At 51.6% G+C, this 24,077-nt stretch carries 22 protein-coding genes and 5 pseudogenes; 16 read left to right on the top strand and 11 right to left on the bottom strand.

Features of this window, described 5'->3' with window-relative positions; genetic code table 11:
- The first annotated feature begins 45 nt into the window (after nucleotides 1-45).
- Nucleotides 46-1,296, top strand: coding sequence for an NADP-dependent isocitrate dehydrogenase (gene icd / locus O3W44_RS05600; protein WP_269292300.1), 1,251 nt, complete (start codon nucleotides 46-48; stop codon nucleotides 1,294-1,296).
- 317 nt (nucleotides 1,297-1,613) lie between these two features.
- On the opposite strand, the gene O3W44_RS05595 is transcribed toward icd, so the two are convergent.
- The 3 genes from O3W44_RS05595 to O3W44_RS05585 form a co-directional block, all read right to left on the bottom strand.
- Nucleotides 1,614-1,880: a hypothetical protein gene (locus O3W44_RS05595; RefSeq protein WP_269292299.1), complete on the bottom strand. Its 267-nt coding sequence runs from the start codon at nucleotides 1,878-1,880 to the stop codon at nucleotides 1,614-1,616.
- Between the two features lie 32 nt (nucleotides 1,881-1,912).
- Nucleotides 1,913-2,371, bottom strand: a complete 459-nt coding sequence (locus O3W44_RS05590; protein ID WP_269292298.1) for a glycosyltransferase family 25 protein — start codon at nucleotides 2,369-2,371, stop codon at nucleotides 1,913-1,915.
- A gap of 1,112 nt (nucleotides 2,372-3,483) precedes the next feature.
- Nucleotides 3,484-3,732, bottom strand: a complete 249-nt coding sequence (locus O3W44_RS05585; RefSeq protein WP_269292297.1) for a DUF883 family protein — start codon at nucleotides 3,730-3,732, stop codon at nucleotides 3,484-3,486.
- A gap of 183 nt (nucleotides 3,733-3,915) precedes the next feature.
- Here O3W44_RS05585 and O3W44_RS05580 point away from each other — a divergent pair, with 183 nt between their 5' ends.
- Entirely contained in the window at nucleotides 3,916-4,122 is a 207-nt protein-coding gene (locus O3W44_RS05580; protein WP_269292295.1) for a DUF2767 family protein, read from the top strand.
- Between the two features lie 78 nt (nucleotides 4,123-4,200).
- Here O3W44_RS05580 and O3W44_RS05575 read toward each other — a convergent pair whose 3' ends face one another.
- Both O3W44_RS05575 and O3W44_RS05570 read right to left on the bottom strand, forming a co-directional pair.
- Entirely contained in the window at nucleotides 4,201-4,758 is a 558-nt protein-coding gene (locus tag O3W44_RS05575) for a hypothetical protein (protein ID WP_269292294.1), read from the bottom strand.
- 63 nt (nucleotides 4,759-4,821) lie between these two features.
- The gene (locus O3W44_RS05570; protein WP_269292293.1) at nucleotides 4,822-5,151 is read right to left on the bottom strand and encodes a hypothetical protein; all 330 of its coding nucleotides are present in this window, start codon (nucleotides 5,149-5,151) and stop codon (nucleotides 4,822-4,824) included.
- 215 nt (nucleotides 5,152-5,366) lie between these two features.
- On the opposite strand from O3W44_RS05570, the gene O3W44_RS05565 reads away from it, so the two are divergent.
- From O3W44_RS05565 to O3W44_RS05550, 4 genes and pseudogenes are all read left to right on the top strand, one after another.
- Entirely contained in the window at nucleotides 5,367-5,546 is a 180-nt protein-coding gene (locus O3W44_RS05565) for a hypothetical protein (RefSeq protein ID WP_269294368.1), read from the top strand.
- Nucleotides 5,547-5,691: 145 nt separating this feature from the next.
- Nucleotides 5,692-5,919, top strand: coding sequence for a YgdI/YgdR family lipoprotein (locus tag O3W44_RS05560; RefSeq protein WP_269292292.1), 228 nt, complete (start codon nucleotides 5,692-5,694; stop codon nucleotides 5,917-5,919).
- 110 nt (nucleotides 5,920-6,029) lie between these two features.
- Entirely contained in the window at nucleotides 6,030-6,413 is a 384-nt protein-coding gene (locus O3W44_RS05555) for a hypothetical protein (protein ID WP_269292291.1), read from the top strand.
- Nucleotides 6,414-6,424: 11 nt separating this feature from the next.
- Nucleotides 6,425-6,837, top strand: a pseudogene (locus O3W44_RS05550) (GNAT family N-acetyltransferase).
- Here the strand turns inward: O3W44_RS05550 and O3W44_RS05545 are convergent.
- Both O3W44_RS05545 and ldcA read right to left on the bottom strand, forming a co-directional pair.
- Nucleotides 6,838-7,500 (bottom strand): MBL fold metallo-hydrolase, encoded by a 663-nt coding sequence (locus O3W44_RS05545; RefSeq protein ID WP_269292290.1) that lies wholly within the window; start codon nucleotides 7,498-7,500, stop codon nucleotides 6,838-6,840.
- 22 nt (nucleotides 7,501-7,522) lie between these two features.
- On the bottom strand, nucleotides 7,523-8,443 hold the full coding sequence (gene ldcA, locus O3W44_RS05540) for a muramoyltetrapeptide carboxypeptidase (RefSeq protein ID WP_269292289.1): 921 nt from the start codon (nucleotides 8,441-8,443) through the stop codon (nucleotides 7,523-7,525).
- Between the two features lie 165 nt (nucleotides 8,444-8,608).
- Between ldcA and emtA the strand changes: the two are divergent.
- A pseudogene (gene emtA / locus O3W44_RS05535) lies at nucleotides 8,609-9,233 on the top strand (membrane-bound lytic murein transglycosylase EmtA).
- Nucleotides 9,234-9,272: 39 nt separating this feature from the next.
- On the opposite strand, the gene O3W44_RS05530 reads toward emtA, so the two are convergent.
- Complete coding sequence (locus O3W44_RS05530) at nucleotides 9,273-10,220, bottom strand: sugar-binding transcriptional regulator (RefSeq protein WP_269292288.1); 948 nt, start codon at nucleotides 10,218-10,220, stop codon at nucleotides 9,273-9,275.
- A gap of 183 nt (nucleotides 10,221-10,403) precedes the next feature.
- Between O3W44_RS05530 and O3W44_RS05525 the strand changes: the two are divergent.
- The 8 genes and pseudogenes from O3W44_RS05525 to O3W44_RS05490 all read left to right on the top strand — a co-directional run bounded on the left by O3W44_RS05525 (nucleotide 10,404) and on the right by O3W44_RS05490 (nucleotide 19,385).
- Nucleotides 10,404-11,344, top strand: a pseudogene (locus tag O3W44_RS05525) (D-ribose ABC transporter substrate-binding protein).
- Between the two features lie 12 nt (nucleotides 11,345-11,356).
- Nucleotides 11,357-11,962: a DUF2291 family protein gene (locus O3W44_RS05520; protein ID WP_269292287.1), complete on the top strand. Its 606-nt coding sequence runs from the start codon at nucleotides 11,357-11,359 to the stop codon at nucleotides 11,960-11,962.
- Nucleotides 11,962-13,477, top strand: a pseudogene (locus tag O3W44_RS05515) (sugar ABC transporter ATP-binding protein). The gene O3W44_RS05520 and the pseudogene O3W44_RS05515 overlap by 1 nt, the downstream one beginning before the upstream one ends.
- A gap of 2 nt (nucleotides 13,478-13,479) precedes the next feature.
- Nucleotides 13,480-14,583: an ABC transporter permease gene (locus tag O3W44_RS05510; RefSeq protein ID WP_269292286.1), complete on the top strand. Its 1,104-nt coding sequence runs from the start codon at nucleotides 13,480-13,482 to the stop codon at nucleotides 14,581-14,583.
- A gap of 99 nt (nucleotides 14,584-14,682) precedes the next feature.
- Complete coding sequence (locus O3W44_RS05505; RefSeq protein WP_269292285.1) at nucleotides 14,683-15,513, top strand: transketolase; 831 nt, start codon at nucleotides 14,683-14,685, stop codon at nucleotides 15,511-15,513.
- Nucleotides 15,506-16,456 (top strand): transketolase family protein, encoded by a 951-nt coding sequence (locus tag O3W44_RS05500; protein ID WP_269292283.1) that lies wholly within the window; start codon nucleotides 15,506-15,508, stop codon nucleotides 16,454-16,456. The genes O3W44_RS05505 and O3W44_RS05500 overlap by 8 nt, the downstream gene beginning before the upstream one ends.
- On the top strand, nucleotides 16,453-17,940 hold the full coding sequence (locus O3W44_RS05495) for an FGGY family carbohydrate kinase (RefSeq protein ID WP_269292281.1): 1,488 nt from the start codon (nucleotides 16,453-16,455) through the stop codon (nucleotides 17,938-17,940). Before O3W44_RS05500 ends, O3W44_RS05495 begins: the two co-directional genes overlap by 4 nt.
- 17 nt (nucleotides 17,941-17,957) lie before the next feature.
- Nucleotides 17,958-19,385, top strand: coding sequence for an L-fucose/L-arabinose isomerase family protein (locus O3W44_RS05490; protein WP_269292280.1), 1,428 nt, complete (start codon nucleotides 17,958-17,960; stop codon nucleotides 19,383-19,385).
- A 58-nt stretch (nucleotides 19,386-19,443) separates the two neighbouring features.
- Here O3W44_RS05490 and O3W44_RS05485 read toward each other — a convergent pair.
- Together O3W44_RS05485 and O3W44_RS05480 are read right to left on the bottom strand one after the other, a co-directional pair.
- Nucleotides 19,444-20,546, bottom strand: a pseudogene (locus tag O3W44_RS05485) (mechanosensitive ion channel family protein).
- 98 nt (nucleotides 20,547-20,644) lie between these two features.
- Entirely contained in the window at nucleotides 20,645-21,379 is a 735-nt protein-coding gene (locus O3W44_RS05480; RefSeq protein WP_269292278.1) for a flagellar brake protein, read from the bottom strand.
- 211 nt (nucleotides 21,380-21,590) lie between these two features.
- On the opposite strand from O3W44_RS05480, the gene O3W44_RS05475 reads away from it, so the two are divergent.
- On the top strand, nucleotides 21,591-21,839 hold the full coding sequence (locus tag O3W44_RS05475) for a GlsB/YeaQ/YmgE family stress response membrane protein (RefSeq protein ID WP_269292277.1): 249 nt from the start codon (nucleotides 21,591-21,593) through the stop codon (nucleotides 21,837-21,839).
- 58 nt (nucleotides 21,840-21,897) lie between these two features.
- On the opposite strand, the gene O3W44_RS05470 is transcribed toward O3W44_RS05475, so the two are convergent.
- Nucleotides 21,898-24,000: a TonB-dependent siderophore receptor gene (locus tag O3W44_RS05470; protein ID WP_269292276.1), complete on the bottom strand. Its 2,103-nt coding sequence runs from the start codon at nucleotides 23,998-24,000 to the stop codon at nucleotides 21,898-21,900.
- Nucleotides 24,001-24,077: the final 77 nt, after the last annotated feature.

The following is a 24,077-nucleotide window of genomic DNA, read 5'->3' as shown; positions in this document are numbered from 1 at the left end:
GCATCTTACAAATCATTAACAAAAAATCGCTCGAAGGAGAGGTTAATGGAAAGCAAAGTAGTTGTTCCGGCGGAAGGTCAAAAAATCACCCTGGATCAGGGAAAACTGGTGGTCCCGAATAACCCGATCATTCCTTACATTGAAGGCGATGGTATCGGTGTTGACGTATCACCTGTGATGCTGAAAGTGGTTGATGCCGCTGTGAAGAAAGCCTACAACGGCGAGCGAAAAATCTCCTGGATGGAGATTTACACCGGTGAGAAATCCGTTGAACTTTACGGTCAGGATGTCTGGCTGCCGCAAGAAACCCTCGATTTAATCAAAGACTATCGCGTTGCCATCAAAGGTCCCCTGACGACCCCGGTTGGCGGCGGTATTCGCTCTCTGAACGTTGCGCTGCGTCAGGAACTCGACCTGTATGTTTGTCTGCGTCCGGTGCGTTACTACAAAGGCACACCAAGCCCGGTTAAGCGCCCCGAAGAGACTGATATGGTCATCTTCCGCGAAAACTCCGAAGATATCTATGCCGGTATCGAATGGAAAGCAGGCTCTGCTGAAGCAGATAAAGTGATCAAATTCCTGCGCGAAGAGATGGGCGTGAAGAAAATTCGCTTCCCGGAACAGTGCGGTATTGGCGTTAAGCCATGCTCGGAAGAGGGCACGAAGCGCCTGGTTCGCGCAGCAGTGGAATATACCATCACGAACGATCGTGACTCACTGACGCTGGTCCACAAAGGCAACATCATGAAGTTCACCGAAGGTTCTTTCAAAGACTGGGGCTACCAGCTGGTGAAAGACGAATTCGGCGGCGAGCTGATCGATGGTGGCCCATGGATGAAGTTTAAAAACCCCAATACGGGTAAAGAGATCATTGTTAAAGATGTGATCGCCGATGCGTTCCTGCAGCAAATCCTGCTGCGTCCGGCTGAATATGACGTTATCGCCTGTATGAACCTGAACGGTGACTACATTTCTGACGCCCTGGCGGCGCAGGTTGGCGGTATTGGTATCGCACCGGGCGCAAACATCGGTGACGAATGTGCACTGTTCGAAGCAACGCACGGTACTGCACCGAAATATGCAGGTCAGGATAAAGTGAACCCAGGTTCCGTTATTCTGTCTGCAGAAATGATGCTGCGTCACATGGAATGGTTTGAAGCCGCCGACCTGATCGTTAAAGGTATGGAAGGCGCTATCGCCAACAAAACCGTGACCTATGACTTCGAACGTCTGATGGATGGCGCTAAACTGCTGAAATGCTCAGAGTTTGGCGAGGCGATTATCGAAAACATGTAATTTGTTTTCGTCATCAAATTTCACGGTAGCACCTGCTACCGTGAATTCTTAAAGCCTCAAATCCTTTTTCTGCAAAACTTCTGCAAAATCCTTCCCCAAAACTGGCTACCAAACAGGCTGTTCAGACGGCGATGACCGTGCGTGTGGCTCTGCCGCCAAATCAGATGCAGATATTCAAAATACAGCCACAGGAGCACCTTCATATTCTGTGGCAGAAACAACTGCAAACACGGATTCAGACAGTGCGATTACTGTTATCAACGCATTTATTAAGCTTACAGACTGATATTGCCGTGCTTACTTAAGCCCGTTTGGAGTCAAATCCCTTTGCCGTGGTCTGTTATCTGAGTAAATAACGGGATGAATCCACGACGTATTCTGTGCTTAATCTTAGCTTTCAGGGGGCGTTTCTTCATAAGTACATCCCAAATTTCCTTTTTCTTTTTGTTGATATGAGCATCGCCTTTTTTCATGTTTATCGTTGAGGCATTAGCACTATTGGAAAGTGTTATAAGGTGCGGGATTACAGCATAGACATTAATCATGGATAAATCTTCGAACAAACTCCATTTGTCCGCCGTCATCCATATGGGGGTTAATCCTGCCAGTAATGACGCTACACCTTTTTATTGATGATATAACTGTGTGCTGTTGTTGCCTGCTGTGTCTTATGGAGGCAATAGCCCGCAGTAACCTCATGTAATGGTTTGCTGTAATATTTATTGACCCGACTCAATAAGATAATCGCCGCTGAAGCTGACGGGAAAGTGATGCTGTCGAGAATGTTTTTAAGATTTTCAGGCAGTGTGACATCGTCTTCTAAAATAAGCGCCTGCTCAATGTTGTCGGCGATCATTTTTGCATAAATGGCCTGATGACTTAATGCACAGCCAATTTCACCGTCAAGAAAAGCATAATTTAACGTGCTCGTGGCGTTTGTTTTTTCATCACTGGATAATTTGTTGCCTTCTACGGCTTCTGTAAACACGTAATCGAGACCTAAGAGCCTGAGTTGCTGCTCCATTTTGGCGCGTCTTTCCGTGGAGTTCTTTAGATTAATAATGAATATTTTCATTTCCATGTCTTTTTAAAGTCGAGCACCGGTGTCGTGCATCTTATTCAGTACAAGTTCAAGTCCTGCTGGCGTAAGGGTCAGCTTTGCGATCGCGGTGTGGATTTTTTCAGAACGGCGGTTTTCATAGCGTGAGTGCGCATTGTTCATCCCTTTGAGGCAAGGCGCGTCCTTTCCGCACTTAATGCCAGGCACGCTAGCCAATCTACGACTATGTGTCAAATATTGAAGTAACGCTTTCGTTTCTCTCAACAAAAATTAACCACAGCTATTTATTGTTTTTTTGGTTGCACTTTGCTGTTGTGTTGCTGGAATTTTTAGTTAAAAAAACATTAAATTCAGTGGGTTAACAGATTTCGAGTCATTTTCTGTTATGCCATATGGAATGGTTCGAAGCTGCAAGCCGGAGCGTTAAAGGCAGGGAAGACGCACTTGCCAGCGCATTATCAAGCGCATTGATAATGATATACAATCTGCCACCACAAGCGTTTATGCCGGTGCGGAGGGAATTAACCATGGCAAATCAGCAATATCTTTTTGGGTGATGGCGGGGGCGTTGACGCTGCTGTTTTTGGTCGTGTCAGTGTTCGTGGGCATGTCCCGCACTGCGAAGCATGGCTTTATAACCTTCGGCATAATGTTTGTTGTGCTGGTGATTGGGGCGTTTATCATCAGCCGTTAGATAAGCAATAAAAAACCGGCACTCAGGCCGGTTTTTTATTATGACTGCGGTTGTCCAACCGGGCCTGCGCCGAGCGTGCCGCCCGGCACGGCCTGGCCGCTTGGTGCGTGCGGACGACCATCTTCTTTACTGCGCTGCTGCGATGTGAGCAACCGGCCAGCGCCGTGAGTGACGCTACAACCAGAAGCAATGCGGAAACTCTCTTCATGTGATCCCCTTTTTGAACGTTAATAAAAGCGTTTCTAAACCTGCAAGAGTGTAAGCATAGACAAGGAAAGCGATCCCTTCTGTAAAAAGAGCTTATTTTTCATGGGGTTTTTCTTAAAACTGGCGTTATGGCTGGAGCGGACAATGCGAAACGCCACTTTAAAGCAGAGCAGGCGGCTCAGAGAGGACAAAACAAAACGGAAGCCGAAGCCTCCGTTGGGAAAAATTACTTACGTCCCAGCAGAAAGCCGATGAATACACCGACACCTGCGGCGACAGCCAGTCCGGCAAAAGGATTCGACTGTACCTGGTCTTTAATGCAATCTGCTGCATCGCGTGCCGCATAGCTGGCCTGATTAGTGTAGCGGCGTGCCGCACCTTTTGCCTGATGCTTAGGTGAATGCGTCGCTTCACCCCATTGTTCTTGTGCTGCACCCGCTGCTTCTTTTACTGCATCTTCAATTTTTCCTGACATCTTTATCTCCTTGGTTTTAATGACACCTTCAAAGCGTAGCAAACGTGGCTGAATCTGCGGCGAAACAGAGTAAATGAATCGGTAAAAATCATTTCTGGCTGTTAATGATGACAACTTTGCAGGCTAAGCTTTTCCTGTCTACCCTTGTCGGAACAGCTTATCGACAGAGAAAAGGGGGTGATCATGAAACGTGATGTGTTGAGTGAAGACGATTATGACGAAGTGTGTCGGGTTATTGGCGATGCCGTTATTATGCTGGCGGAATCGGGTCATGAAACCAGACGCAATGAAATCTTCGATCTGTTGAAACGTACCCGTCAGCACCGTGCACACAGTGAACGTGATGAGCAACGTATGCTGGAGCATGCGATTCGCCTGGTTAAACCCTGAGTTGTTATACTGAGATTGTATGACGATACGCCTGAAATCCTCTGTGTTAATGCACTACCCGTAGGGGCAGACAGGATTTCATGGCGTAGGTAAATGTTCAGCGGTGGGATACCAGCTCACCAGAAAATGACGTAAATGATCGAAACACCATTCGGCATCTTCTGCCTGCTGGCAATAAAACTGAATAGTGATTTTTTCATATTCACGCTGGCGCTGGCGCAGCGGCGACCAACACCAGTCCAGCACTGAGCGGGCGTAATTGACCAGTGAGCCAGCGGTCATGTTGTGCTGCGCTTCTTGCTCAGTCAGGTATGCATCAAAGGCCCGTTCAAGCTTTAGGGCCTCTTCGCGGGTGTGATGAATCAGGTCGGGGCGAAAAGCGATATCGATAAAACCGCAGACAGCATCACTTCTCTGTTGCCAGTCACAGGCCAGCGTCATAAACAGGCCATCCTGTAAATTCACCTCTTCGAGCAGACGACGCAAATTCACCGAGTGTTTGATAACGGCTATTTCCTCAATGCGATCGGTTTCCAGCGTAAGATCGATGCCGCAGGGATTAACGGAACCATTGGCGTTACGCGTGGCGGGAAAGGGAAAATCAATATAACCGTTATTATCCAGACGCTTTTCCATAAATTAAAAACCGGCAATCCGACATTTCCTGACAATAAACGATCTGCTGGCAGGATTCACCCTTTAAGGGCACGTCCAGGTAATTTGCGTATCCTGATAAGGATTGATAAGGCGGAACTGTTTATTTGAGAGGCGCTGCGCGTAATACCCTTCGCGCGTAACGGCAGAGGGCACATATCTGAAACGATCAAGCGATCGCAATGTCCCACTTTGCACAGTCACATCATCTTTACTGACAGTAAAGGATGTCACCAAGTCAAAAATGACGCCATTGGTTTGGCCCATGGGCTGACCATAAATTGTTGCAACTGCTCCGGGGCAGTCTATCCCTTTCGGCCCAGATGAACAGCCGGTGAGAAGGGCAATAAGTGTAAGAATGGCGAGTCGCAACATATTCCTGTTCCTGCTTCAGTCCCCGGGGAAACGCATGGCACTAAATCTGTCATATTGCGCCACTTATGCCTTGATCATAGCAGTTTTAGCTCAGGTTCCCATTTGCATTTTGTTCAATAGTTAAGCGATAGAAATGCAAAAGGGTGACTTTGGTAGCAGATAAACGGTATTCTTGCCATCTTTGCGCACCACTTAAGCAAAACCAGGGATAAATGATGAAAGAAGAAGAAGCCAGTCTAATGATTATTCGTCACGCTATTGAGAAGCTGGACGTTGATAAAAAGCAGCAGGTCCTGATGTGTGCCGACGTTATTCGCGAAGTGATGCAGAAGTTTGATAACGAAAATGCGGGATTAGCATTGATGTTAGTGGCAGCTGAAGTTGCAGCAGAATAAAGCATTATGGGTCAGCATCGTGTGACGCGGTGCGACTTTTCCTCTCTCTCAGCTCTTTCCAGTCTGGCCTGGGTATTACACTTTTTCCTGGTCTCAAACGCTGCCGCCTGTGCTAAACCTGGAAACAGGGTTAATTCAGGAGACCATGATGAAAAAAATGCTGATACTAATGAGTTTGCTCACCAGTGGTTTACTGCTGGCGGGTTGCACTAACGATCATATTCTGCACACCAGAGATGGCCATACGCTGGTTGTTGAGGGTAAACCGCAGGTGGATGAAGATACAGGCCTGATTACGTATAAAGATATTTATGGTCACGAGCAGCAGATCAACCGTGATCAAATCAAAGATATCTCTTCGGTGGGTAACTAACCGCAACACATCGGCCCGCTCCCGGCGGGCCAGCGGCCTTTTTTCTCTTCCCGATTATGCTAAGCTGAAAAAATAGCTAATAAAATCAAAATAGTTCAGCGGAGAACCGAATGAAGGCAGCAATGATTGCCGCAGGCCTGTTGGCCTGCCAGATCGCACCAGCCTGGAGCGAAAGCGAGTTTCAGATTAACTGTCCCGGACGACCTGTCATGACTGTTTCGCGCGCCAACTATGGTCTCAGCACCGTGATGTGGCCAGAAGGGCACTTCCAGATCGCTTCAGGTCAACAGCGTGCCCGTCTTGATGAGGGTGACAAAGTGGCTATCACACGCTTTCGCAATGGCGATCAACTGATTGTGAATAAAAGCAGCCAGGAAATCTTTTTTGTCTATCGTGACAGCGATAAACTGCTGCCTTGTCGCCGCACCAACAAGCGTGAAGTTGATGTTTTAAGTCTGGAACGCTATGACGACAGCCAGCATCCTAACTCTTAACCGGAGCCTTTATGCAACTGAACATTACTGACAGCGTGACGCATCACGATTTAGATGAAATTCGTTTGGGTCTGAATGCCTTTAACAGCCGGTTCATTAATATTGATGAAATTAAAGCGATCGGTGTTTTTGTCAGCAATGCGCAGGGGAAAAAGCTGGCTGGGTTGACCGGTTCCACTACCGGTAACTGGCTGCGCATTGATATGTTATGGGTCAGTGATGCACTACGCGGACAGGGGTGGGAAGCCAGTTGATACAGGCAGCAGAACAGGAAGCCCGTCAGCGAGGCTGCCTGTATGCGCAGGTTGATACCGCCAGTTTCCAGGCGCGACCCTTCTATGAGAAATTAGGCTATACGCTGCGCTTCAGCCTCGATCACTATCCTCGTCATCATCAGCGACACTATTTAAGTAAAGCGTTGTAATCAAAACAGCGGCTGCTGACGCAGATCCAGTGGGTTTTGTTCTCCTTCATCAATCGCGGCCAGCCAGCTTTGTAACGTCACTTTTTTCCAGGGCAGATGACCGCGCGTAGTACCCATCAACACCACATCGGGGCGGAGCGTGCGGTAAAATTCCAGCGATTGCTTTAAATCCGCCAGATTACTGTCCGGTACTAAAACCGTAATCCACTGATTGTGCGCGCGCGTCAGGGTATCGCCGACGAACAGATAAGTCAGACCTAACGGGGAATGATAGAGAAAGCTACAGCTCCCAGGCGTATGGCCCGGCGTCGGCAGCAGATGAAAATCACCAAAATGAATTTCCTGCTGGCTAAAGGTGTCATCAGGTTCAACATAACGACTGATCAGCCCGAGCGAACGGTTGTGGCAATAGAGCGCACTGTTAAACCGTTGCTGGATCACCGCTGAACCGGGCGCCGACTCATGCCAGTGTGTCAGATAGTGGCGGATCACGCCGCCAGCATCAGCTAATACTTCGTGATCAAGCGGATTCTCGACCCGGCCAATCAGCAGATTGCCACGCGGATGACGCAGCATGAATCCATGCATCATTAAATCATTAACGGCATCTTCCACCGGAAATTCCGGCGTTGAGATCCACAAATCGTCATACAGCGGCTTCAATGTCGATCTCCAGACTACAGGTTTAGCGCAAAACGGGATGCCCGGTTGCGTGTAACTGCGCCTGACCCTGTATCACCTGTAAGCGCGCACTGACGCCCAGCGGTAATGTCACGGTATCAGGTGCGTGGCCGAAGGCTAAATCGCTGATGACCGGCAGTGAGCAGGTATCACGCAAGCGTTGCCAGACGGTAGTGAAATCAAAGCCGTTGTCATACTCAGACAGCGCCGTGCTGGTGAAGCTGCCGGTAATAATAGCGCGCTGCCGCGCTAAAATGCCGCTTTGCTGCAGTTGAAGCAGCATACGCTCAATGCGAAACGGGTGTTCATTCACATCTTCGATCACCAAAATGCCATTTTCAAACTGTGGCATCCAGGGCGTACCGATTAACGAGCAGATCATGGCGAGGTTTCCTCCCCACAACGTGCCTTGCCATTCACCCTGATCCGGCGTCGCGCTTTGCCACGCTACATTGACTGTAGGCGATGTTAAGGCGTGCCAGAAGTGATGCAGGGTAAATTCAGATAAAACCTCGGCACCAAAATTTCCCGCTAACATCGGGGCGCTGAAGCTGGTTAAGCCGACCTGCGCGAGCAGCGCGAGCTGAATCACCGTAAAATCGCTGTGTCCGCATAACGCGATCGGCTGATTAAGCAGGCGGCGCTGCAAGCCAATATAATCAATCGACTCCAGTAAACGACTGGCACCATAACCGCCGCGTACCGCCAGCACAATATCCGGTAACACAGAAAGTTGCGCTAACTGGTTAATATCCGCAAGCCGCTCGGCATCGGTTCCGGCGAAACGCTGAAAACGTCGCGTGATAACCTTCTCATTTTCAATCTGATGTCCCGCCTCTCGCAAATAATGAACGGCGCGTTGAGCGGCAGTCTGATTATGGCAATAGCCGGAAGGGGAGATAAGACGAATCGAACGAGGAAGCATAGGGTTTTCCTGCTGTTAGCGGGTATCAGACAAGGCGATAATGAAGAAAAATGTGGCTGAAGTCATCCCGCGATACCCTTTTTGCGCATTTAGGATAAACGGTAATTTTACGGCAGACCGCGCCAGGTATGATAACGTGCGAGACTCCTGCAACGAGATGAAAAATTGCTGAAAATTCGCCACTTTATGCTATCAGCCTTATTACTGACCGGCTGCGCCAGCGAACCCCTCAACCGCATGTTGAAAAAAATACACCACTCACGCAGGCTCCCCCTCCAGTGTGAATGATGCCTGGGCGCTATTCACCGAAGATGCTGCCAGTCATTATGGTGTTGATGAGAAACTTATCAGCGCCATTATTAGTGTCGAATCCGGTGGAAATCCAACGGCCATCAGCCGCTCAAATGCGGTGGGCTTGATGCAGATTAAAGCGTCAACGGCGGGCCGCGAAGTGTACCGCACCCAGGGGCGCCGCGGTCAGCCATCCATTGCTGAGCTGCGTGATCCGGCCAAAAATATCGATATTGGTACGGCTTACCTGAAGATTTTACAGGCGTCCGCGCTGGCCGGTATTCGCGATCCATTAACCCTGCGCTATGCAACCATTGTTTCGTATGCCAATGGGGCGGGTGCGCTGCTGCGTACTTTTTCGCGCGATCGCGATCGGGCGATTGCGATGATCAATGCCATGTCGCCGGATGAGTTTTATCAGCATGTACAGAAGAAACATCCTGCTGCACAGGCGCCGCGTTACTTGTGGAAAGTGACCACGGCGTACCGCACGATTTAAAATTGTGTTCTTAGCGCGCTGCCCGGACAGCGCGCACAATCAATCCAGCAGCAAACGCGCAGTGGGATAATCCACTATCAACACCTTGACATAACCGCCGCGAAGCGCGCCGCGGATTGCATGGGCTTTGTCTTTGCCACCTGCCAGCGCCACCACCTGCGGGCACTGTTTCACCTGGGCTAACTCCATGCCTATCACCGGATCTTCATCGGCCCTGAGAACCGGCTCACCTGTGGCATCAAAGTAGCGCAGACAGATATCACCCACTGCGCCGCGTCCGGCCAGCGTGCGTAACATATTCTCGTCATAGTAATTGCCAGAATTACGCAGCAGCGCCGACGGCTCTAAATCCCCGATTCCGACAATCGCCAGGCTGACTTCATCAAACTTGCGCAATACTTCTGCTACTTCGACATTGGCCGACAGGCGCTGGCGATCGCTGACCGAGTGCTCAATAGACTGTGAAGGCAACAGCCAGGCCGGACAATTCAACAGGGCGGCCAGATTCTGCGTTAAAATGGTGGCCTGCACATTGCCGTTGGCACCGACACCGCCCAGCAGCTGAATCACACCTTTACAGGACGCATTCAGCGGATGCAGCGCATCGACCATGGCGCGAATCGTCCCGCTCCAGGAAGAAATGCCGATCAATTCATCACTGCGCAAGCGCGTTTCCAGATAATGGGCTGCTGCCGAACCAATCGCCTGTTTAATTTGCAGTGCCGATGCATTGTCCGGGACATCAACCACAATGGCCTGCGGCAGGTTATAGGTTTGCTCGATCGCTTTTTCCAGCTCGGGAAACACATTAGCCGGGGGCACCACGCTAATTTTGACCACACCTTCTTTCACGCTGCGATTCAGAATGCGTGAAACAAAAGATTGCGACAGTTTCAGCGATTCCGCTATCGCTGACTGTTTCATCCCTTCGGCATAGTAAAGCGTGGCGATCTTCACCATGAGCCGTTGTTCGTCCTGTTTAGCCATTCATTTTCCCTCTCTGATTCTGACCGGTATTGTTCACTAAGGCGCTAAAAATCACAATGTCGGACAAATTGTGATCGTTTTCGCTTTTTAATCATCGGGCATTGGACGGCATTCAAAGGCGAGTGCATAGTCAGTTTGAATATAAAGTCGCATTTGAATATTTATTCAAGCGGAGAATAACCGATGAACGCACCTCTCGTCAAAATTACCCTACTGGCTTCAATGATGGCATTTTCAGCCGCTTCGCTCGCCGCAGACAAAGGCTTGCTGGCGATTATCACTCCTTCACACGATAACCCGTTTTTCAAAGCTGAAGCGGATGGCGCCTTAGCCAGGGCGAAAGAGTTGGGCTACACCACGCTGGTGGCTTCACACGATGATGACGTAAACAAACAGAACCAGCTCATTGAAACGGCAATTGCCCGTAAAGCAAAAGCCATCATCCTTGATAACGCTGGCGCGGATGCCACCGTTGGACCCGTGCAAAAAGCCAAAGATGCTGGCATCCCCACTTTTTTGATTGACCGTGAAATTAACAAAACCGGCGTTGCGGTGGCGCAGATTGTTTCCAATAACTATCAGGGCGCACAGCTGGGTGCAGAAAAATTCGCCAAATTGCTGGGAGGAAAAGGCGACTACGTTGAACTGCTGGGCAAAGAGTCTGACACCAATGCCGGGGTGCGTTCACAGGGCTATCACGACGTGCTGGATGATTACAGCGACATGAAAATGGTTGCCCAGCAGAGTGCCAACTGGAGCCAGACCGAAGCGTTCAGCCGTATGGAAACCATCCTGCAAAAAAATCCCAACATTGTGGGCGTGATCTCCGGTAACGACACCATGGCACTCGGCGCGGAAGCGGCGCTGAAAGCCGCCGGAAAAACAAAGGTGATTGTGGTCGGCTTCGATGGCAGCGACTACACGCGTGACTCCATTCTCAACAAAGGCAATATCAAAGCGACGGTGCTGCAACCCGGTTGGGATCAGGCGCAAATGGCGGTCACCCAGGCGGATTACTACCTGACAAACGGCAAAGCGCAAAAGAGGAGAAGCAGCTCATGGATTGCGTGCTGATTGATGACAGTAACGCCGCCAAACTGAAAAACTTCAAACTGGCTAACTAGAGCGGAGAGCGCATGAAGCGAATGCAGGCTGTAATGGGCGCAGTGACGCTGATGTTACTGAGCGCCTGCACCGTTGTGGATTTGGACGCAGAGGGTAAGCCAGTAATACCCAAAGATCCCAACGCCAAACCGAGCTATACCCGTCAAACCCCGCAGCAAATAGCGGAGGAGAACTGGCAATCCCGGGTGGTGACAACGGCAAACGATCATGCGCTGAGCTGGGCTGATATGGAGACAAAAAGCCAGACGGTAAAAGCAGGCACCAATGAAAGTGTCTTTGTGCGTGCCAGCGGCACCGTGAGTGCCTTCAATGACAGCAACAACCGCGAACGCACGCTGACTCTGACCATTAATGGTAAGCCGGTCGCTGTCAGTGTAGGCCCGGTGATACGCAGCAATGCTATTCGTGATGCTGCGGGTTTCCGCTTCGAAGAGTTCACTAATCAGGTGCAGTACGCGCAGCTAACCAAAGCGTTGAACCGCCATGCGGTGAAGCAACTGCCAGCCGTGGACGCCAGCTGGATCAACAAACCGGTGCAGGCGCTACTGGCGGTCACGATGGAACAGGGTCGTGTTGATGATGTTGTGGCGGTCGAGCTGAAACAGGGGACACCCTAATGCACGATGACATTATTCTTCAGGCATCCGCGATAACGATGCTGTTTCCCGGCACGCTGGCGCTGGATCGGGTCGATTACCGCGTCTGGCGCGGCAAAGTCAACGTCATTATTGGCGAAAACGGAGCCGGAAAATCCACCCTGATGAAGATTCTTGCCGGCGTTCAGCAGCCTACCCGTGGCGAGCTGACGCTCAACGGGGAAAAAGTGGTGCTGCACAGCACGCGCGATGCTGCCCGTCACGGTATTGGTATGGTGCATCAGGAACTCAATCTGTTTGAAAACCTGTCGGTGGCAGAAAATCTGTTTTTAGGGCGCGAAATCCAGAAGGGCCTGTGGCCAATCAACGAAGCGGAACAGGCGCGGCGCACCGCCGCGCTGATGCAGCGCCTCGATCAACAAATATCCCCAAAAGAGCGCGTCGGTAATCTGAAAGTGGGGCAACAGCAACTGGTTGAGATTGCCAGGGCGCTGGCTGAAGACGCCGATATTTTGATTCTCGACGAACCAACATCGGCGCTGAGTAAAACGGAAGTGGAAATTCTGTTTCGCGTCATTCGTGAACTGACGCGGCAAGGGGTTTCGATCATCTATATCTCACACCGGCTGGAAGAGCTGATGGCGATTGGTGACGTAATCACGATCCTGCGCGATGGTCGTTTTCAGGCGGAAGCAAAAGTCAGCGACATTGACGTGCCGTGGATCGTGCGCGAAATGCTGGGCAGTGAACCGGTGGCTAATTTTTTTGCCGGAAGAGCGCGACGTTGGCGCGCCGATGCTTGAGGTGCAGCACATCACCTGCGTCAGTCCAAACGGCAACACGCTGGTGGATGATGTCAGCTTTCAGGTGCGGGCGGGTGAAATCGTCGGTATTTACGGTCTGATGGGCGCGGGCCGCACAGAATTGTTTGAATGCCTGCTGGGCAGTGAACGCAATTATCTCGGCAAAATTTGGCTCGACAGCAAGCCGCTACCCACTCGTTTGCCTACTGCGGAACGGATCCGTATGGGGATGAGCCTGGTACCGGAAGATCGCAAACGTGCCGGCATTTTTCCGGTCTCTTCGGTAGCGACCAACCTCACAATCGCCAGCTTATGGCGGCGTTTGACGCATCGCTTCGCCATTGCCCAGCAGGAAGAGCAGCAGGCAGTTGCCAGCACGGTGGGCAATCTGGCTATCAAAGTCTCCTCGCCGGAGGTTGCAATCAGCGCCCTGAGTGGCGGCAACCAGCAGAAAGTGGTCATTGGACGCTCATTGCTGACGAATCCACGCCTGTTGCTGCTGGATGAGCCAAGTCGCGGCATTGATGTGGGCGCAAAGGCAGAAGTGTTTCGCATGATGGTAAAACTATCGCAGCAGGGTATTGCGGTGCTGTTTTCAACCTCCGATCTCAAAGAAATTATGGCCGTGGCTGACCGCATTCTGGTGATGTCCGGCGGCAAACTTACCGCTGATATTCCGCGCGCTCAGGCGGAAGAATCAGCACTGGTCAAAGCAAGTGCGCAGGGGTTTTAGGCATGAAATCACATCAGGCAGTGGCGCTGGCTACGCAACCCGCGAAAGCGTTTAACTCACGTGAAGGTTTTCTGTTGCTGCTATTGAAGCTGCGCACTTTTATTGCGTTGATTTTAATTGTCGGCTTTTTCTCCATTACCGTCCCGGATTTCCTCGCGCTTGGCAGCATGGTGATTATGGTTAAGCACATTGCTATCAATGCTTTTTTGGCGCTGGGCATCACCTTTGTGATTATTACCGCCGGTATCGATCTTTCGATCGGTGCCACGCTCGGATTATGCGGCATGATCGCCGGTTGGCTGATCACCAAAGGCATTGTGCTGCCGATGTTTGGCATCGCTATCTTTCCCAGCGTCTGGCTGATTGTGCCGATTGTGTTGCTGACTGGCGCGCTCATTGGTGCCGGTAACGGCTGGATCATCACCCGTTACAACGTCGCGCCGTTTATTTGCACGCTTGGCACTATGTATATCCTGCGGGGCGCAGCAATGCTCACCTCAGGCGGCGAAACTTTTCCAGGCTTACAGGGTAATCCCCAACTCGGTAATACCGGTTTTGACAAAATTGGTGCAGGCAATTTTCTCGGTTTGCCTTACGCCATCTGGATGATGATCGTGCTGGCGCTGATTATCGCCTACATTGCCCGTCGACTGCCGTTTGGCCGCCAGGTTTACGCGATTGGCGATAATGAACGAGCCGCTGAACTTTCAGGGGTGAAAACCAAACAGGTCAAAATTCTGGTGTATACGCTTTCCGGTTTTTGCGCCGCGATTGCAGGCATTGTGGTGTCGTCGCAACTGGTGGCGAGCCATCCGGCTAACGGTACAGCGTTTGAGATGAACGCCATTGCGGCGGTGGTATTAGGCGGCACCTCATTAGCTGGCGGACGCGGCACCATTCTGGGCACGCTGGTTGGCGCATTCGTCATTGGTTTTCTGGCGGATGGCTTGATCATGATGGGTGTCAGTGAGTTCTGGCAAATGGTGATCAAAGGCATCGTGATCATTATTGCCGTCATCATTGATCAGACGCAAAACCGTATGCAGCAGAAAGCGGCGGTAGTCGCTCAGAAAGCCCTGATTGAGGAGAGTGAAACGAAGCCCTAATCTCTTCAACGGACGTTAAGCAGCACAGGGAGCAGTGACCCCTTTTTTTCACTGTTATGAATATATATTCGAAAGCGATTTAAAATTCAGGGGTGGAGTATGAATCCTTTTAATCTTTCGGTGGATGCGTTGCAGCGCAAGGCACGCGCTGTTCGCCGTCGCATTATTCTGCTGAATGCAGGTAGTCCGGCTGGCGGCCATACGGGGGCCGATCTGTCACAGGTGGATATTTTGACCGCGCTCTATTTCCGCATCCTTAATTGCGCACCGGATCGCACCGAAGACGATCAGCGGGATATTTATATTCAGTCGAAAGGCCACGCCGTTGGCGGCTATTACTGCGTGCTGGCCGAAGCGGGCTATTTCCCTGTTGACTGGTTGCCAACCTACCAGCATGCCGATTCTCACTTACCGGGTCATCCGGTCCGGCAAAAAACGCCGGGCGTTGAGCTTAATACGGGCGCACTGGGACACGGTTTGCCAGTCGCAGTGGGCATCGCGATCGCGGCGAAAAAAGATAACAGCACGCGCCGCATTTTTGTGGTCACCGGCGATGGCGAACTGGCTGAAGGCAGTAACTGGGAAGCGGCGCTGGTGGCTGCCCATTACGGCCTCGATAACCTGATCATCATTAACGACAAAAACAAACTGCAACTGGCTGGCACCACGCAGGAAATCATGAACTCCGATCCGCTGCCGCAAAAATGGCGTGCTTTTGGGCTGGAGGTCACTGAATGCAGCGGCAATGACATGGCATCGGTCGTCGGGACGATCGAAAACCTGCCTAAAACCGGTAAGCCGCAGGTGATTGTGGCGCATACCGAAAAAGGGTTCGGCATCTCCTTTATTCAGAGTAAACCCGAATGGCATCACCGCGTACCCAAAGGAGACGAGATCGACCTGGCAATGGAGGAGTTAAAAGATGAGTAATGCACAACATCTGGCAAATGTGATGGTGACGGCGTTCATTGATGCCGTAAATCGCGGGATCGATTTGATACCAGTGGTTGCCGATTCCACCTCAACTGCCAAAATAGCTCCCTTTATTAAGGCGTTCCCCGACCGCCTGGTGAATGTCGGTATCGCGGAACAAACCCTGGTGGGCACAGCCGCCGGACTGGCATTAGCCGGAAAGGTCGCTGTGACCTGTAACGCCGCGCCGTTCCTGGTCTCGCGTGCCAACGAACAGGTGAAAGTGGATGTCTGCTACAACAATACCAACGTTAAGTTGTTTGGTCTGAATGCCGGGGCCAGCTACGGCCCACTCGCCAGCACCCATCACAGTATTGATGATATCGCTGTGATGCGCGGCTTCGGTAACATTGAAATCTATGCGCCTTCCTGCCCACTCGAATGTCGGCAAATTATTGATTATGCACTGGAACATCAGGGGCCGGTTTACATTCGCCTTGATGGTAAAGATCTGCCGCAGCTGCATGATGAGAACTACCGGTTTAAACCGGGCCAAATCGACCCACTGCGTGCAGGTCATGATATTGCGCTGGTGGCGATGGGCTCAACAGTTCACGAGGCGGTTAACGCGGCGATGCAACTGGCTGAACAAGATATTTCAGCCGGTGTGATCGCCATTCCATCGATTCGACCTTGTGATACCCAACAGCTGCGCAACCTGTTAAATCACTATCCAGCCGTCATTACCCTTGAAGAGCATAACGTTAGCGGAGGTGTCGGCAGCCTGGTCGCGGAAGTCTTAGCTGAAGGCGGCTGTGGCATTCCACTCTTACGCCTGGGGATCCCGGACGGAGAATACGCGATTGCAGGCGATCGCGCGTCAACCCGGGCGCATCACGGCATTGATGCCGCCAGCGTCGTCAACAGTGCAGTGCGCATCTGCACAGGAGCGTCAACATGAGGGAACCGCTGATCTTGGCAATTGATGAAGGCACCACCAACGCGAAAGCCATTGCGGTTGATCGTCAGGGCCGTGTCGTGGCGCGTGGAAGTCAGAGCCTGACGCTGGAACATCCGCATCCGGGACTGGCAGAGCAGGATCCACTGGCCATTTGGCTGGCAGTGAAACAGGCGACTATTCAGTGTCTGGCACAATGTCAGGGCGCAACCGTGACAGCCGTGGCGATCAGCAACCAGCGTGAATCGGTACTGATTTGGCAACGCCGTGACGGCAAACCCCTGACCCCGCTGGTGAGCTGGCAGGATCGCCGCTCTGAAGCTTTTTGCCGCGAGCTGCATCAGGCGGGCAAAGCGCCACGTATTACTGGCCTGACCGGGCTTGCGGTTGATCCGATGTTTCCCGCCGCCAAACTCACCGGGATGCTGGCGGCGATCCCGGATGGCGCATCGCGTGCGGCCGCAGGCGAGTTATGTATCGGCACGGTTGACAGCTGGCTCACCTGGCAATTAACCGCGGGGACCAGTTTCGTCACCGATCATGCCAATGCCGCACGCACCCAGCTTTACAGTTTACACACCCACGACTGGGACGATGAACTGCTGGCGCTGTTTCATCTGCCACGAGCCGCTCTTCCCGTTATTACCTCATCGGCCAGCGAGCAAGGCGTAGTGAAGGTCGATGATATTCCAGGCTTAGCCCCCGGCACGCCAATTTTGGCGCGTATCGGCGACTCGCATGCCGCGTTGCAGGCCCAACGACGTGGCGATGCCGAAGTGGTCAAGGCCACCTATGGCACAGGCTCATCGCTGATGATGTCAATGGCCATGCCGCTGATGACGGAAAATGGTCTGAGTACCACCGTGGCTTGGCATGACGGTCAGCTTCGCTTTGCGTTCGAAGGCAACATTACCCATACCGGTTCCGGGGCGGCCTGGCTGGGAAAAATGCTCGGTATTCATGACCCACGGCAACTGACCGCGCTGGCGGAAAGCACCTCAGACAATCAGGGCATCTATTTTGTCCCGGCGCTGTCAGGTCTTGGCGCGCCCTGGTGGGATCTCAAAGCGCGTGGCCTGGTCTGTGGGCTGACCGACGCCGCCACACCGGCCGTATTAGCGCGCGTGGCGCTGGAGTCGGTTACTTTTCAAATTGCCGATGTATTTTTTGCCATGGAAGAAGCCAGTGGTCAGCAGCTTCCTGCGCTGTGTGTTGACGGCAGCGCCACAGAAAACAGCTGGCTAATGCAGTTGCAGGCGGATGTGTTGCAGCGTCCCCTTCAGCGCGTGCCCACCGCCGAAGTTTCGGCGCTTGGCGCTGCCTTGCTGGCGGGAAAAGTATTGGGCTGGTGGCAGCAGGGCAGTGAAATGCAGGCGCTGCAAGGTGGTAGCGTCATTATGCCGCGTGAACAACATGCGCAGACCATGCAGGAAAACTATAAAGGCTGGCTCGACGCGGTTGCCCGTTGCCGTTATCAGCCACAATAACTTTTCGGAGCAGAGCAATGTCAAAACTTCCTGAGCAGTTAACGTTCGGCATTATTATTGGTAACCGGGGCTTTTTTCCCAGCTATCTGGTTGGTGAGGCGCGCCAGCAGGCGGTGGCGCTGTTTGAAAAACTGAATATCAACACCGTGATGCTCAATGAGTCACAAACCAGTCTGGGCGGTGTCGAAACGCGCCAGGAGGCAAAAGTCTGTGCGGCGCTGTTCCGCCAGCATCGTGACGCGATCCATGGCATTGTGGTGCTGTTGCCGAATTTTGGCGATGAGAAAGCTATCGCCGAAGCGATTCGCCTTTCCGGGTTAAATGTGCCGGTATTAGTGCAGGCGGAGCAAGATAATCTCGACAAGATGGGACTGGCAACGCGCCGGGATAGCTTCTGCGGCAAGATTTCGCTGTGCAATAACCTGCGGCAATATGGCATTCCCTTCACCTTAACTACCCAGCACGTATGCGCCTTAAGTGGCGAATTGTTCATGCAGGATCTTCAGCGATTCGCCCAGTTATGTCGCGTCGTCAACGCCATGCGTCGGGTGCGCGTCGGGGCGATAGGTGCCCGCCCGGCGGGATTCAACACCGTGCGTTACAGCGAAAAGCTGTTGGAAAAAATGGGTATTGCGGTGGAAACGCTCGATCTTTCAGAGATATTCAGTCGTATCAAACATCTGCGTGATGATGATATTCGCGTGGCTGAAAAGCGTGACATTCTGGAAGCCAATGCGGATGCGCGCGCTATTCCGTCTGAAAAGCTGCAAACCATGGCAAAACTGTTTGTGGTGATCAGCGAATGGGTAAATGACAACGATATTGATACCACAGCGATTCAATGCTGGACATCGTTACAGGAAAACCTTGGCATTAACGTCTGTTCAATCATGAGCGTGATGTCAGGTCAACTGATGCCAAGCGCCTGTGAAGTTGACGTGATGGGGGCGCTTTCGATGTATGCGCTGGCCAGTTGTTCCCTGAGTCCCGCTTCTCTGGCGGACTGGAATAACAATTTCGGCGACGATCGCGATAAATGCGTACTGTTTCACTGCGGTAACTTTGCCAGCGCCAGTCTGGACTCGCCGACCATGGGGACAGCCGATATCATTGGCACTACGGTAGGTAAAGAAAATACCTGTGGCGCGGTACATGGACGAATGAAAAGCGGTGATTTGACCTATTTTCGCCTCTCTACCGATGATTTCAGCGGGGAGATTAAAGCCTATGTGGGAGAGGGGAGATCAGTAGACGATCCGCTTGATACGGTGGGCTGTCGTGCTGTGATTCAGGTTCCCCAACTGGAAACATTACTGGCGTGGATTTGCCGCAACGGCTTTGAACACCACGTGGCGATGAATCACTCTGCTACCGCCGCGGTACTTCAGGAAGCCTTCAGCAATTATTTAGGGGTAAATTGTTATCACCATCAACAACGGGGATGATGTAAAGATCCTCATCCCAGCCTTCTCCTGCAAACGGGAAAGGCTGGGACGATGTTAACTACTCATTCGCCACCGCTTTTAAATCCACGGTTGGGAAGTTACCGCCACTGAACTCAACCTGACGGATCGGGAAGGCGAAGCGGATATCACGTGCTTCTAATTCCGCCATAAGCCGTAAATTAATCTCCTGCTGAATATCCATATATTTGTTGTAGTCAGCGTCGAGCACGATATAAACCACCTCAAACGACAACTTCGAATCTTCAAAAGCCAGGAAATGGGCGCGGTCAAATCGCGTCAGCTCAATGCTCTGAATAATATCTTTTACCAGTCCACTGATTTCACGCACTTTTTCTGACGGCGTGGCATAGCTGATACCAAACTTAAACACAATGCGGCGCTGCTGCATACGCTTATAGTTATGGATAGTTTGCTGCAACATAATGGTATTAGAGCAGACGATCTGTTCACCGCTCAGGCTACGTATGCGGGTGGTTTTCAACCCGATGTGTTCGATTGAACCGGCAATATCGCCAAACACCACAAAATCGCCGTGCTCAAACGGGCGATCTAAACCAATCGCCAGTGAGGCAAACACATCGCTCAACACCGTTTGAATAGCCAGAGCGATGGCAATACCGCCGACGCCTAAGCTGGCAACCAGTGCGGTAATGTTAATGCCCATATTGGACAGAATGGCGAGCACCATCATGACCCATACCACGATACGCAGCAAAATGCCGAGAATGACCATGGTGACGGGGTTACGCACATGAAGCGGATCGCGTAACAAATTTTGCAGCCATAAGCGAATGCCACAGTCAATCCACAAGGCTAACTGAACAATGAAGGCCAGGAACCAGCCGTGGGAAATCGTAACGCGCCAGGCGTCAGGAAGATCAATAAATTTCAGCGCGATCAGCAGTGAAAAAATCATCAGCAGCGTCTGGCTGGTGCTGCGGAGAATCTCAACCAGAATAGCCGTGGCGCGCACATGACGATGTTCGCTGTAGTGAGCGACGCGGTTGGAGATAAAACGAATAAGCGTGCGCAGCAGCCAGTAAATCACCAGCGTGGCCACGACGACAATTGCGCTGTTTATCCAAAAATCCTGATTAAAAAAATTGACTGAAAACGACGTGATGAAAGCCAGTTTTCCATTGGGGAGTCTCTCCTTGCTGGGATCCGGTTTTAGGAATGAAGCAAGCAGAAGCATAGCCTGGATGCGCCGGATATGTGTGGCGCATCCAAAAAGGAACTTATTGAAAACGATTTGCTTTGTCGCGAGCCAGTCGTTCCAGAGCAAAGATCACCTGCTGTAACTGACGCTCCTGTTGCGGTTCAATGCGGGTAAACCGGAAGCTCAGGCGTGGCGTCACGCGGGTTTCATTTTTACTGGTGACGACGCTGCGCTCACCGATATGCAGCAGCGTAGCGCCCACCTCAAACTGCCCATATTCGCCCAGCTCTACACGTAACTTTTTAAAACTGTCTCCGCTTTTCAAATCTTCAGGGAGCGACTCATCCACCAGCACCCCGATACCGCCCAGGGACAAATCTTGCAGGCGAAAACGTGTTTTCTTACCGTCTGGCCATTCACTGTGACACCAAAACTGCGGCTCAAGCGGGGCATTAATGCGGAAAAATTCCCGGCGCTGAATTTGCCACAGCAGATCTGGAAGTGCAGCACTGAAAGCCGGTAATCCTTCGAATTCTACCCGTTCCAGCGAATCCAGACTGAATTCAACTTTTGCGCCTTGTGTCTCAGCAGAAATAGCGATCTCATTGCATTGAAGCGCGTAGTCGTTATCCAGATTGTTACTGCCCAGATCGAACAGAATGCGATCTTCATCCGCCGCAAGCATACGGCTGATAAACTGTCCCCGTGAAAAACTCACCATTATGGGTGTCTGAAAGCGCAGCAAATCCTTCATCACACCCAGGACAGCCAGCGTGCCACGTTTGAGATAGTGTTCTTTATCGGCTTCTTTCACTTTTGGCTCCAAATGATTGCATCATCATCTTTTCTTTTTCCTTTGCCACCTGTGCGTTATCGGCACAGGTCCCCAAATCTTTACCAGACTAACACTTTTTTTTTACTGTGACCCACCAAGCAGAATTGAAAACCCTGTCTATACTTATTGCGGTAAACCGCTTGATTAATCAGGCGATCGCAAAGTAACCAAAAAATGAAAGGAGCAGTCAATGGGTATTATTTCATGGATCATCTTTGGGTTAATCGCCGGTATTCTCGCTAAATGGATCATGCCGGGTAAAGATGGCGGCGGTTTTATTCTTACCATCGTGCTGGGCATCATTGGTGCAGTCGTCGGTGGCTGGATCAGTACCCTGTTTGGCTTTGGCCGCGTAGACGGTTTCAACTTCGGTAGCTTCGTTGTGGCGGTAATTGGTGCCATTGTGGTGCTGTTTATCTATCGTAAAGTACGAAGTTAACGATACGTGTTCGATAAAAAAGGGGACGAAGATTCGTCCCCTTTTTACTGCTCAGCGATTAAAAATCGTAACCTACTGTAGCCATCACCGAACGCTCCGCACCCCAGTAGCAATAGCCCGTACCATAACAGGCCGCAACGTATTTACGATCGGTCAGGTTGTTGGCATTGACCTGAATCCATGCCCCTTTGAGACGGCTGTCCCAGGTCGCTAAATCAGCGCGAACGGATGCATCAAACAGCGTAACGGAAGGCAGACGTGTGGTGTTTTCATTGTCGGCCCACTGTTTGCCGATGTAACGCACACCGGCACCCGCGCTCAGACCGTAATCAAACCGATAATAGCCCCAGAACGAGGCCATGCTGTTTGGCGTTACGTAAGGGGTATGGCCGTCGTTGCCATCCACCGAGTCCTTAAAACGCAGGTGATTCAGCGTGTAGCCTGCAAGGGTACTCAGGCGCGGGGTGATTTGATTATGCGCTTCAAGTTCAATCCCTTGTGAATGCACTTTGCCAGAAGGCGTATAGGTTGCAGTAAGCACATCGCGGTTAGAGACATCCTTTTGTGTCAGGTCATAGAGCGCCAGCGTATACAGGTCGCGCGTGCCTGTGGGCTGGTATTTTATCCCGGCTTCGTACTGTTCGGCTGTGGTGGGTTTCAGCAAATTATTGTTTGCATCGGTAAGGGCCGTTGGCGTAATCGCCTGGCTCCAGCTGAAGTAGGGGGATAAGCCATTATCGAAGGCATAGAGCAGCGCCGCTCGTCCGCTAACGTGATCATCCTGACGGCGATCGCTGCCGCTGTTGTCCGCTACAATCCGATCGTAACGCCCCGACAGATCCAGATGCCAGCGATCCAGCGTTATCTCATCTTGCAGATAGAAACCGGTCTGATAATAGCGCCGGGTTTTTTCGCTCCACGAGTAAGTGGGCATGATGCCCACCTGTTCACCGGTCAGTGCGTTGAGCTGATTCGCGGCCCCGCCTGCGTTACTGATATCATTTTTATAGCGATGATATTCCGCGCCAATGCTGACGCGATGTTCCAGTTCGCCGGTAGTGAAACTCGCCTGCAAGCGGTTATCTGTTGCCCAGGCCGTTAGTGAAGAGCGTTCACCTGAATAATAACGATTCAACACATCGGGATTTACCGCATCCCAGCCAGTTTGATAAACCTGATCGAGATCGACGTTAGAATGGCTGTAGCTGCCGAGAGATGAAAACGACCAGATATCGTTGAATTGATGTGAGAAATCGTAACTGTAGATCTGTTCGTGTCGTTTGAACTGGTCGAGGTCGCTGTTGCCCTCGTAAAAACCGTTACTCAGTTTGTAGCCGTTGTGTTCAGTAATGCTACCGTCACCGGGTACCGAGCCGTGATAGCCACCAGAAGGATCTTTTTGCAGATAGGCTCTGAGAATGAGGTGGGTATCTTCCGTTGGCTGCCACAGCAGTTGCGGCATCAACGCATATTTCTCTTCACGGGTATGATCGTACTGCGTGTCGCTGTTGCGCGTGATACCGGTCAGGCGAAATGCCCACTGTTCGTTGAGGGCAGAGGTGTAATCAAAAGCCGCGTTGGTGGTGGCATTCGTGCCCGCTGAAAGCTGAAAGTGACCTTCCTCGCTGAACCGGGGACGTCGGGTTGTCATATTGACCAGCCCGCCTGGCACAGTCTGGCCGTAAAGTGCAGAAGAGGGGCCTTTGATGACATCAATACGTTCCAGAAACCAGTTATCGACCTGTAACACGTTAAAGCTGCCGCCGTCACTCATCACCCGTAAACCGTCGAGGAACGTGTTATCCACATCGCCGCCGTGGAAGCCTCGCAGCGAAAGAGTGTCATAACGGGTAGCGGCACCAGCAAAGTTAGTAAAAACGCCGGGTGTGTAATTCAGTGCCTGATTGAGATCGAGCGCGCCCTGATCCTGAATTTGCTGTCGCGTGATCACTGACACCGATTGTGGTGTTGTCAGTAATGGACGATCGCTTTTTGTCGAGCCCTGGCTGGTCGTTACGCGATAATCCTGGGTGGGTGAGTCGGCACTCTCCTGGGGTTGAGCCGTGACGACAAGGGTTTCAGCCGCAAAAACCAGGGATGGTGCAGCAAGCGCCAGCGCACATACGCCTGCGCAGCGTGTTAACGGGAAAGGCAATTTCATTGACGGTCCTTTCAGTTCAGTTAAGCGAACAATGTTAACAATCGATAAAGATTCTCGTTTTAATATTGAGAATTATT

Origin of the sequence: Pantoea sp. LMR881, assembly GCF_027157825.1 — a bacterium.
GTDB classification, from domain to species: domain Bacteria; phylum Pseudomonadota; class Gammaproteobacteria; order Enterobacterales; family Enterobacteriaceae; genus Pantoea; species Pantoea haifensis.
The sequence above is the reverse complement of the archived record's forward strand: the minus strand, read 5'-3'. Positions and strand labels throughout refer to the sequence as shown.

Excerpts from the sequence above, each read along its gene's own strand:
- O3W44_RS05595 (WP_269292299.1), bottom strand. The coding sequence starts at position 1,880 with ATGACGGCGGACAAATGGAGTTTGTTCGAAGATTTATCCATGATTAAT.
- O3W44_RS05495 (WP_269292281.1), top strand. The coding sequence starts at position 16,453 with ATGAGGGAACCGCTGATCTTGGCAATTGATGAAGGCACCACCAACGCG.
- icd (WP_269292300.1), top strand. The coding sequence starts at position 46 with ATGGAAAGCAAAGTAGTTGTTCCGGCGGAAGGTCAAAAAATCACCCTG.
- O3W44_RS05500 (WP_269292283.1), top strand. The coding sequence starts at position 15,506 with ATGAGTAATGCACAACATCTGGCAAATGTGATGGTGACGGCGTTCATT.
- ldcA (WP_269292289.1), bottom strand. The coding sequence starts at position 8,443 with ATGCTTCCTCGTTCGATTCGTCTTATCTCCCCTTCCGGCTATTGCCAT.
- O3W44_RS05585 (WP_269292297.1), bottom strand. The coding sequence starts at position 3,732 with ATGTCAGGAAAAATTGAAGATGCAGTAAAAGAAGCAGCGGGTGCAGCA.
- O3W44_RS05505 (WP_269292285.1), top strand. The coding sequence starts at position 14,683 with ATGAATCCTTTTAATCTTTCGGTGGATGCGTTGCAGCGCAAGGCACGC.
- O3W44_RS05560 (WP_269292292.1), top strand. The coding sequence starts at position 5,692 with ATGATGAAAAAAATGCTGATACTAATGAGTTTGCTCACCAGTGGTTTA.
- O3W44_RS05490 (WP_269292280.1), top strand. The coding sequence starts at position 17,958 with ATGTCAAAACTTCCTGAGCAGTTAACGTTCGGCATTATTATTGGTAAC.
- O3W44_RS05570 (WP_269292293.1), bottom strand. The coding sequence starts at position 5,151 with ATGTTGCGACTCGCCATTCTTACACTTATTGCCCTTCTCACCGGCTGT.
- O3W44_RS05475 (WP_269292277.1), top strand. The coding sequence starts at position 21,591 with ATGGGTATTATTTCATGGATCATCTTTGGGTTAATCGCCGGTATTCTC.
- O3W44_RS05510 (WP_269292286.1), top strand. The coding sequence starts at position 13,480 with ATGAAATCACATCAGGCAGTGGCGCTGGCTACGCAACCCGCGAAAGCG.
- O3W44_RS05565 (WP_269294368.1), top strand. The coding sequence starts at position 5,367 with ATGAAAGAAGAAGAAGCCAGTCTAATGATTATTCGTCACGCTATTGAG.
- O3W44_RS05590 (WP_269292298.1), bottom strand. The coding sequence starts at position 2,371 with ATGAAAATATTCATTATTAATCTAAAGAACTCCACGGAAAGACGCGCC.
- O3W44_RS05555 (WP_269292291.1), top strand. The coding sequence starts at position 6,030 with ATGAAGGCAGCAATGATTGCCGCAGGCCTGTTGGCCTGCCAGATCGCA.
- O3W44_RS05580 (WP_269292295.1), top strand. The coding sequence starts at position 3,916 with ATGAAACGTGATGTGTTGAGTGAAGACGATTATGACGAAGTGTGTCGG.
- O3W44_RS05530 (WP_269292288.1), bottom strand. The coding sequence starts at position 10,220 with ATGGCTAAACAGGACGAACAACGGCTCATGGTGAAGATCGCCACGCTT.
- O3W44_RS05575 (WP_269292294.1), bottom strand. The coding sequence starts at position 4,758 with ATGGAAAAGCGTCTGGATAATAACGGTTATATTGATTTTCCCTTTCCC.
- O3W44_RS05520 (WP_269292287.1), top strand. The coding sequence starts at position 11,357 with ATGAAGCGAATGCAGGCTGTAATGGGCGCAGTGACGCTGATGTTACTG.
- O3W44_RS05470 (WP_269292276.1), bottom strand. The coding sequence starts at position 24,000 with ATGAAATTGCCTTTCCCGTTAACACGCTGCGCAGGCGTATGTGCGCTG.